Annotated in this window: 7 protein-coding genes; 5 read left to right on the forward strand and 2 right to left on the reverse strand. The window is 42.2% G+C overall.

The genetic code is table 11. The features are described from left to right. Nucleotides 1–142: 142 nt before the first annotated feature. The 4 genes from GNF10_RS34400 (at nt 143) to GNF10_RS34415 (ending at nt 3394) form a co-directional block, all read left to right on the forward strand. Entirely contained in the window at nt 143–868 is a 726-nt protein-coding gene (locus GNF10_RS34400; RefSeq protein ID WP_185580928.1) for a 1-acyl-sn-glycerol-3-phosphate acyltransferase, read from the forward strand. 113 nt (nt 869–981) lie between these two features. Continuing rightward, entirely contained in the window at nt 982–1809 is an 828-nt protein-coding gene (locus GNF10_RS34405; protein ID WP_185580929.1) for an alpha/beta fold hydrolase, read from the forward strand. Nucleotides 1810–1912: 103 nt separating this feature from the next. Next, nucleotides 1913–2080, forward strand: a complete 168-nt coding sequence (locus GNF10_RS34410; protein ID WP_260446374.1) for a hypothetical protein — start codon at nt 1913–1915, stop codon at nt 2078–2080. A 156-nt stretch (nt 2081–2236) separates the two neighbouring features. Further along, on the forward strand, nt 2237–3394 hold the full coding sequence (locus GNF10_RS34415) for an EcsC family protein (RefSeq protein ID WP_185580930.1): 1158 nt from the start codon (nt 2237–2239) through the stop codon (nt 3392–3394). Between the two features lie 150 nt (nt 3395–3544). Here the strand turns inward: GNF10_RS34415 and GNF10_RS34420 are convergent, their stop codons facing one another. Further along, on the reverse strand, nt 3545–3730 hold the full coding sequence (locus GNF10_RS34420; RefSeq protein WP_185580931.1) for a hypothetical protein: 186 nt from the start codon (nt 3728–3730) through the stop codon (nt 3545–3547). 5 nt (nt 3731–3735) lie between these two features. Further along, complete coding sequence (locus GNF10_RS34425; RefSeq protein ID WP_185580932.1) at nt 3736–4095, reverse strand: type II toxin-antitoxin system RelE/ParE family toxin; 360 nt, start codon at nt 4093–4095, stop codon at nt 3736–3738. A 175-nt stretch (nt 4096–4270) separates the two neighbouring features. Between GNF10_RS34425 and GNF10_RS34430 the strand changes: the two genes are divergently transcribed. Beyond that, entirely contained in the window at nt 4271–5752 is a 1482-nt protein-coding gene (locus tag GNF10_RS34430) for a leucyl aminopeptidase (RefSeq protein WP_185580933.1), read from the forward strand. Nucleotides 5753–5783 lie beyond the last annotated feature (31 nt).

The following is a 5783-nucleotide window of genomic DNA, read 5'->3' on the forward strand; positions in this document are numbered from 1 at the left end:
ACATAATGTAGAGTGCAGAAAACTTAGCTGGTTTTATAGATCAGATATTTCTATCTTAAGACGGTCATGGCAGTAGTAAAGAAATGTAAAAATTAAGTTAAGATAAACCGCCATATTTACCGGAATATATTGATGATTAGGTATGAGTCGAAATAGCCCCCTAGAGATTTCTCGCGCTTTGGTGGCGGCACTCTCAACACAAATGTTTCGCTATTATGAGGATCGCATTCCCCAGGATGCTAGCGTTTTGGTAGTCAGCAATCACCGCAGCTTCATGGATGCACTGATATTAATGGCGGCGTTATCAAATCCGATTCGCTTTGCTTGCCATCACTATATGGGACAAGTGCCAGTAATGCGGGAGATTGTCACCGGTCAATTGGGGTGTTTTCCTTTGGAGGAAACTCAAAACCGCCAACAAAGCTTTTTTTCGCAATCGCAGTTCCTATTGCAGTCTAAGCAGATGGTGGGAGTATTTCCAGAAGGGACTGCACCAATGGTGAAATTTACTCAGCCAAACCAGGTGGGTGAGTTTCAACGGGGATTTGCCCATTTAGCATTGCGAGCTGACGTGCAAGATTTAGCAATTTTGCCGATCGCGATCGCTTCCTTAGAAGAGGTAAACACGAATGGTTTTCCCTTAAGGCTTTTGAGTGTATTTGACCCTTCAGAACCTTTATTTAATCAAGCTGGTTGGCATCCTTTGGTAATTTATCGTCGGGTTGCGGTGTTAATCGGTCGCCCTTATTGGATAACACCCCAACATCAAAAAAAATATCACGGAAAACAAGCTAGAACTGTTGTGGCTGAACTGACAGAACACTGTCATGGTGAAATTAGCCATTTACTGCGTCAAGGTTGCTATTAGAGCTATTCGATTTTGGATTTTGGATTGTCGGAACAATTAACAGTTCAAAAGTTTTATACCATTGACTAATGACCATTGACCAATACTTCGACAACGCTCAGTACAAGTGACCGATGACTATCTCTGAAGTTGAGTTAAAGCCTTGTTTCCTGACTCCTAAACGAGTACAGCCAGAGTATCCGCTATTGGTATATTTACCGGGAATGGATGGAACAGGTCAATTATTGCGATCGCAGACTGCTGGATTAGAAACTGGCTTTGATGTCCGTTCTTTGGCACTCCCCCGGAAAGACCTTAACACTTGGGATGTGCTAACAAAAAGTGTATTGGACTTGATCGACGCTGAATTACAAAAAAGCTCTCACAGGTCAGTTTACTTGTGTGGTGAGTCCTTTGGTGGTTGCTTGGCAATGAAAGTAGCGATCCAAGCACCGCATTTATTTAAGCGAACTATCTTAATTAACCCAGCTTCGTCCTTTCGTCTTCGCCCTTGGTTGAGTTGGGCATCTCAACTTACTTACTTAGTGCCATCAGAATTGTATGATATTGGCGCACTGGGATTGTTGCCGTTTTTGGCATCTTTGCCCCGCATTTCTCGGAGTGATTGCCATGAACTGCTGAAAACCATGCGTTCTGTACCAGCAGAAACCGTTCTGTGGCGATTGTCTTTATTGCGAGAGTTTGAAGTTGATGAGGAAAAGTTAAGTCGCTTAACTCAACCAGTTTTGTTGATTGCCGGTGGTAGCGATCGCCTTTTGCCTTCTGTAACAGAAGTGAAGCGGATAGGGAATATCTTACCAAATAACAAGATTGTGGTGCTGCCCGATTGCGGACATGCTTGCTTGCTAGAGCAAGATATTAATCTCTATGAAATTCTTAAAGATAACGACTTTTTAGAAAATAATGCTGATATCAGTACAAGGCTAGAGGTGAGAGGATAAGGTGAGCGCCCTGCTCCCAAGAAGAAGTTAAAATCAACAAACTACTTTTCTACGCCGAAATTATTTCTCATCTGGAAACAGACTGGAGACTTGGGAAGATGGTGTGTTAGAAGTTTATCACCTGCGGAAAGAGGACAAAGCACTTCACTATGAGAGGGTTTCCAGTAGTGAGGAAGTCAAAGGGATCAATCTAGATTTGTTGTTACGTTGTATTCTTATGGTGAATCATGTGGATGCCATCAAGACTTTTCAGCAAGCGCTTCAAAAATAGCTGGCGATCTGCTTTAATTTCTAATTGCGTGATGCCTGCGGCAACCTAGAAAATAGTTAATCTTCAACTGATATTTACGTTTATAGAGGGATGTAGAGCCGCTCAGAATTCGCTACAACAAATTTATAGAGAGGCTTTACAGCATGGTGTCAAGTAATGGCAGACAAATCCCAACAAGAAATAGTAGTGAATAAATCAGTTAATTCACCTAATGAAACTTCAGAAATAAAGATCCAGGCTCAATCATCAGTAGAAAATGAACCATCTGTATTAGAGTCTTTTGTTCAAAGTGTTGCTCAGACTGGCAAAGCAGTTTTAGACACAGCATTAGAGGTGGGAGAAGCGACAGCGAAACAAACACACAAGTTAATTGAGCAAACAACTCAAACCAGTGGTGAGGTTGTGAATCGCCTCAGCGAAAATTGGTTGATTAGAAAACTATCTGGAGTATTAAATCTAAATTGGCTAATTGGTACTACTGATGCTGTTGATTTGGAGAAAGCAGAAGCTGCGGTAAACAAGCTCAAACAAAAGTATCCAAATGAATCACCTAGTGAGATTGCTCACAGAATCATGGTGGAAAAAGCGACTCAAGCAGGCACTGTTGGACTAGCCACTAGTATTTTGCCAGGAGTAGCAATTGCATTGTTGGCAATTGATTTAACAGCGACAACAAAATTGCAGTCAGAAATGCTTTATCAAATTGCATTTGACTACGGGCTAGATTTAAAAGATCCTGCCCGTAAAGGAGAAGTCTTGGCAATTTTTGGTCTGGCTTTGGGTGGAGGTCGTCTTTTGAAAGCTGCGGGATTAGGATTACTGCGAAATGTGCCCTTAGCGGGTGCTGCGATCGCAGCTAGTTCAAATGCAACAATGATCTATTCATTGGGTTATGCTGCTTGTCGATTTTACGAAGCCAAGCTAGATGAATCAACTTCCCTAGCATCGCCACAGACTCTGGAAACATTAAAAGCAGAAAGTGAAAAGTATCTCGAAAGTGCGATCGCTCAAGAAGCCGTCATGGATCAAATCTTAGTTCACATGATTCTGGCTAGCCATCCAGATAAGACTTTGGAAGAAATTTTGCCAGAATTACAAGCTGTAAAACTTAGTCCTACCTCGTTAGATGCCATTGCCCAAAATATCAAATCACCTAAGTCTTTGGATATACTGCTCAATCAGCTGAATCGTGATTTTGCTATACCCTTGCTCGTTCAGTGTCAAAAAATTGCCCAGCTTGACAATAAGACTACACCTCTTGAGCAAGAAGTAATAGCAGCGATCGCCAGAAAATTTGATATTGACAAAAATTGAATTGGGGCATAGGGCATTAGGCAGAGGAGGTAAAAAAGTAGATTTATGAGCGGAGTTCACCAGTATCAGACACAAAACTAGCCATTTTTAATAACTTTAAAGCCTGCCAACCTCCAACGACTTGGCAGGCTTGTCTAGTGTTTTACTAAATTAATGTTCTATCATTAATTTTTTTCCAAATATAACTACCTCTCTTTTTTTAAACCTTTTCCTTTTATCTAATCTAAGTTTTTGCCTAGTTAATTCCTGAGATATTAATTCCTGAGCGCGGCTTTCAATTTTTATTTGGTTTTCTATTGGCTGTTCTTTAATTTTTTCTCTTAGGCTTTTGCCCATTCTTCTTACCCTTCTTCTTTTAGTTTTGTAAGATGGCTCTTGTACCGTGCATCAGCCTTTTGAATTAAGTGTTTATAAAAAAGTTTTTGGCTAACGCCGGATTTGTCACCTGCTACCAATAAAATGGCTTGCCTCAATGGGTCAAAAGCAAACGCTACACGCCAAACACCACCAAAAGCTGAGAATCGTAACTCTTTCATGTTTCCGTACTTCGACCCTTTGAGCGTATCAACATGAGGACGTTTTGCTTGTGGGCCAAACATTTCTAGTACCTGAGCCGTAGCAAGCAACTCATTTTTTACTTCTTGAGGTAGAGCATCGAACTCAGACTCGAAATCATCATGAAACTCAACTTGCCATTCCACTAATTTATTATGGTTAAAACTTCATACATTTTCAAGCGTATTATCGATTGACACTCTCAGCGCTAACATTATAACTACTGGCCCCATCTCCCTCATATTCCCCGCTCCCCTCACCATTAAACAAGAATTTTGAGCAATACTGGTACAGGAAGGAATATTTACATAAAATCCCAAAATGACAATTCAACCTAGTGATAAGCCTTTGTTAGAGTGGGCAGGCGATAGTTTGGCAATAGGATTATTTGAAGATGCAGTAGAGTTAACCGGAGAACTAGCAACTTTAGATCAAAAGTTTTCCGGGGTTTTAAAAGAACTAATTGCGGAAGAAGAATTTAAAGGTAAAGCCAACAGTACAATTTTTACTCGTGTGAATCCTGGTAGCCCAGTACGTAAATTGATTCTGGTAGGATTGGGTAAACCAGATGCACTCAAACTCGACACTTTGAGACGCGCTGCTGCTGCGGTAGCCAGAGTAGCAAGAAAGCAGAAAAGCAAAATTTTGGGATTTAGTTTTCCACTATGGAATAACGATCCATCTGCAAGCGCCCAAGCGATCGCAGAAGGTGTTGAATTAGCACTTTATCAAGATATTCGTTTTAAATCAGAACCAGAAGATAAAGGATCGCAAATAGAAAGCATCGATTTACTAGGTTTCGGTGGACAAGAAACAGCCATAACCCTCGCCAATCAAATCGTTTCCGGGGTAAATTTGGCACGGCAGTTAGTGGCAGCACCAGCCAATGCGGTAACACCAATTACTTTAGCCGAAACCGCCCAAGCGATCGCTAAAGACCACGGTTTACAAGTAGAAATTCTCGAAAAAGAAGACTGTGAAAAGTTGGGTATGGGTGCTTTTTTGGGAGTATCGCAAGGTTCTGAGTTGCCGCCTAAATTCATTCACCTGACTTACAAACCAGAAGGTACACCGAAAAAGAAACTAGCAATTATTGGCAAAGGTGTCACCTTTGATTCCGGCGGACTGAATATTAAAGGTGCTGGTAGCGGCATCGAAACCATGAAAATGGATATGGGCGGTGCAGCTGCTACCTTGGGGGCGGCAAAAGCAATTGCTCAAATTAAGCCAGATGTTGAAGTTCACTTTATCTCGGCGGTAGCTGAAAACATGATTAGCGGTCGCGCCATGCACCCTGGAGACATTCTCACCGCATCAAACGGCAAAACAATCGAAGTGAACAACACCGATGCAGAAGGACGTTTAACCCTTGCAGATGCCTTGGTGTATGCTGACAAATTGGGATTAGATGCGATCGTGGATTTAGCCACCCTAACCGGTGCTAACGTCATTGCCTTGGGTGATGATATTGCAGGTTTGTACACTCCCGATGATGACGTAGCTTCCCAGATCGAAAAAGCTGCCCAAACTTCAGGGGAAAAGATTTGGCGGATGCCAATGGAAGAAAAATATTTTGAAGGGCTAAAATCTGGTATTGCGGACATGAAAAATACAGGGCCGCGTCCAGGTGGTGCCATTACTGCTGCTCTTTTCCTCAAGCAATTTGTCAAAGAAACCCCTTGGGCGCACATAGATATTGCTGGCCCAGTGTGGACAGATAAAGAAAATGGCTACAACGGCGCAGGAGCAACCGGCTACGGCGTTCGGACGCTAGTTAACTGGGTGTTGGGGATTGAAGAGTAGGGAATAGGGGGCAGGGGGCAGGGAGCAGGGG

Source organism: Nostoc sp. UCD121 (assembly GCF_014222285.1).
Lineage (GTDB): Bacteria > Cyanobacteriota > Cyanobacteriia > Cyanobacteriales > Nostocaceae > Nostoc.